This window comes from Fibrobacter sp. (assembly GCA_012523595.1).
Classification (GTDB): Bacteria; Fibrobacterota; Chitinivibrionia; order Chitinivibrionales; family Chitinispirillaceae; genus JAAYIG01.
In genome coordinates, this window is record JAAYIG010000246.1 from 1 (window position 1) to 2,735 (window position 2,735).

Consider the following 2,735-nt stretch of genomic DNA (forward strand, 5'->3'; position numbering starts at 1 on the left):
ACTGCGAACTTTTCGCCACTTCTGGAAAACGCAATGTCGGCTAACTGATGATCTTTTTCTGCTGAAATGGTGTAAAGTAAAGAGTAGTTACGGGTTTCCATCATAAAAAGCTTCCCTCCGGCAATTACCCCCAAAAGCTGTCCATCCGGAGAGAAAACGGCTCTGGTGGTGTTATTACCGATGGTAATGGATTTGATTTGTCTCCAGGTATTTGAATCGAACAGAAGGATTTTGTCGTTTCCTGCAACTGCCAAGGTATCCCCGCTGGGACTGTATGAAACGGAATAGCCGCTTAAGAGTTCCTGAAGAGGCAAGAATGCCATGGATGGGAACTGCTCTTTTCGAGGGTAATAGTAGAAAACTCCAGAAGTGTGCACAAAATCTCTGAGTGAGAAACGTGAAGGAACCGAACCAACCATCCCCTGCTCTGATACAAAAAAGATAGCTACACTTCCGGCTGTAACAAAATTGGGGATTGCAAAGGATTTACCGCTGGATGCATAAGCGACATTTTTAATATTGACCGGACGCAGTTGTATGGTCTTTCCGACCTGCTTTATTTTGGCATCGCTCGTGACGGATAATCCCACACAGGCCAACAGAACCATAGAAAGCTTTTTCATATTTACAAAAACCACTTTGCCAGCTCCTTGCAATTAGTCATTACTTATAGATTTGGTAAGTTCCTGACTTCGTTTGATTGCAAAAACGCACTCCGGTTCCTGGGATTTGGGGTCACATTTTGCGAATTCCCGGTAAAAATCCCATGCCTTGATTGCTTCGACCAAAAGCGCCTGATTCTGCTCTTCTTTCGAGAAACGGGCATCGATTGCGCATGCACTGTAGTAGAGGATTTCCCTTTTAAACTCATTAGAAGAAGAGATGACCGATCCGGCAGTGGACTTTAATGAACTTTCGAAACGTTCCTGCGCTTCTTTGTAAAGGCCCAGGTGATAATATGCTCTTCCCAGAAATGCATCTATTGCAGGATCGGAATACTGAGTCTTTAAGGCTTCCAGCACTTTTCTGGCCTTGTTAAAATCGTTCTGTCGCCTGATCATGATAGCAGCCATTCTTATTCTGGCCTCAAGATATTCGTTTGCCAGTCCCCCTTTCTCTATGGGAGGAACCATATTATAGGAATTAATGGCTGCAGTCCACTGTTCCTTGCGTTCTGAAATGCGGCCCTGTTCCAGAAGAGGAGTGGAAGCCGATTCTGTAAAGCGGGGAGCAGGCAGCTCTGCCTTTATGCTTTTGTGAAGAGAAATCCCGCTTAAAAAACAAGCGATTACTGCTATGATAAGTGAAATGGTAGGGAAATGGCGTCGGATGGAGAAGGGAACGATAACCTTTTTACTGGTGCCCCAGGTATTAAAAGAATGGATACAGTGTTGAAGCATGTCATTTATCTCTTTTGCCGTTGCCGGACGATGGGATTGTTCCCGGGTCAACAGCTTGTCGATAAGCTCCTCGGTCAATGGAGAGATGGAGGGACGGATAGAACGGATTCTGGTGTATTTACAGCTTTTAATCTTGTCGATAAGCTCGGTCAGATTTTCAGCAGCAAAGGGACGCTGCCCTGTGGCCATCTCGTAAAGCACGATACCCATGGAAAAAAAATCGCTGCGTGCATCCAGTGTTGTCCCGACCAACTGCTCCGGCGACATATAATGAAATGTCCCTACAATCATCCCCTGCATGGTATTGGAGTTTATGTTAAGAGGCTTTGCAGCTCCGAAATCCATGAGCTTGATAAGCTTCCCGGGAGTGATCATGATATTCTCAGGTTTGATATCACGGTGAAGTATTCCATGGATCTCGGTTTCTCCCTGCCCCTGAATCCGCACATTGTGAGCATAATCGAGAGCACTGAGCAACTGGGTGGCTATGGAGAGAAGTTCTCTTTCATTGATCTTGTTGTTGGAATTGATATATTCCCGAAGAGTTTCCCCGACAATGTACTCCATTTCTATATAGAAATAGCCATTGACATGTCCTGTATCAAAAACCCTGAGGATATTGGGATGATCGAACCGGGCCACCAGTTGCGCTTCCTGCCTGAAACGCACAAAGAAATCTTCTTCATCGGTAAGAGAGGGTTTGAGTATCTTGACCACTCTATCCAGGTCAAAACGGGTATTGTGAGCACGATAGATCAATGCCGTGCCACCCTCGTTAAGCTTCTCCAGAATCTCACAGTTTCCTATGGTTTTTCCAACGAAAGGATCCACAGGGGTGGGCATGGATACCGTTTCCATCTCGGAACTTCCTGATGGCAGACCATCTCCATAGAAGGTTTTTTTCCCTGTCATTCTTAATCTCCGATCAGGTTTTTCAAAGCCTCCCGGATAGCAGCAATTTTCTTTTGAACCCGGGCCTGTGCACTTTCAAGCTCCTCGCCTGGGTCACTGCTGCAGGAAGCATAGAATTTAATCTTTGGCTCGGTGCCCGATGGCCTGGCAGTGACTACGCTGCGATCTGCCAGAATAAACTGCACCACATTTGATGATGGAAGATCGATCTCTTTTCTTATCGATTTTTCCTTGACATAATTAATCGTTCCCCCGCGATAGTCTTTTACCATAATAACATCCTGATCCCCAAAAGTACAAGGAGGATTGTTACGGATTTTTTCCATAAGATCGTTCATCTGGCGAAGGCCGGATTCGCCTTTAAAAGTATTGGAGATAAGAACTTCTTCGAAATAACCATATTTTTTCCAGATCGTTCTGAGC

3 protein-coding genes are annotated in these 2,735 nt (G+C 45.3%); all 3 read right to left on the reverse strand.

The window, feature by feature from the left end; genetic code table 11:
• The coding region (locus GX089_17075; GenBank protein NLP04210.1) for a hypothetical protein at nucleotides 1-638 on the reverse strand (638 nt) is incomplete at its 3' end.
• Nucleotides 639-656: 18 nt separating this feature from the next.
• On the reverse strand, nucleotides 657-2,312 hold the full coding sequence (locus tag GX089_17080) for a protein kinase (GenBank protein ID NLP04211.1): 1,656 nt from the start codon (nucleotides 2,310-2,312) through the stop codon (nucleotides 657-659).
• 2 nt (nucleotides 2,313-2,314) lie between these two features.
• Nucleotides 2,315-2,735, reverse strand: a 421-nt coding sequence (locus tag GX089_17085) for a phospho-sugar mutase (protein NLP04212.1), incomplete at its 5' end; no start/stop codon positions are given.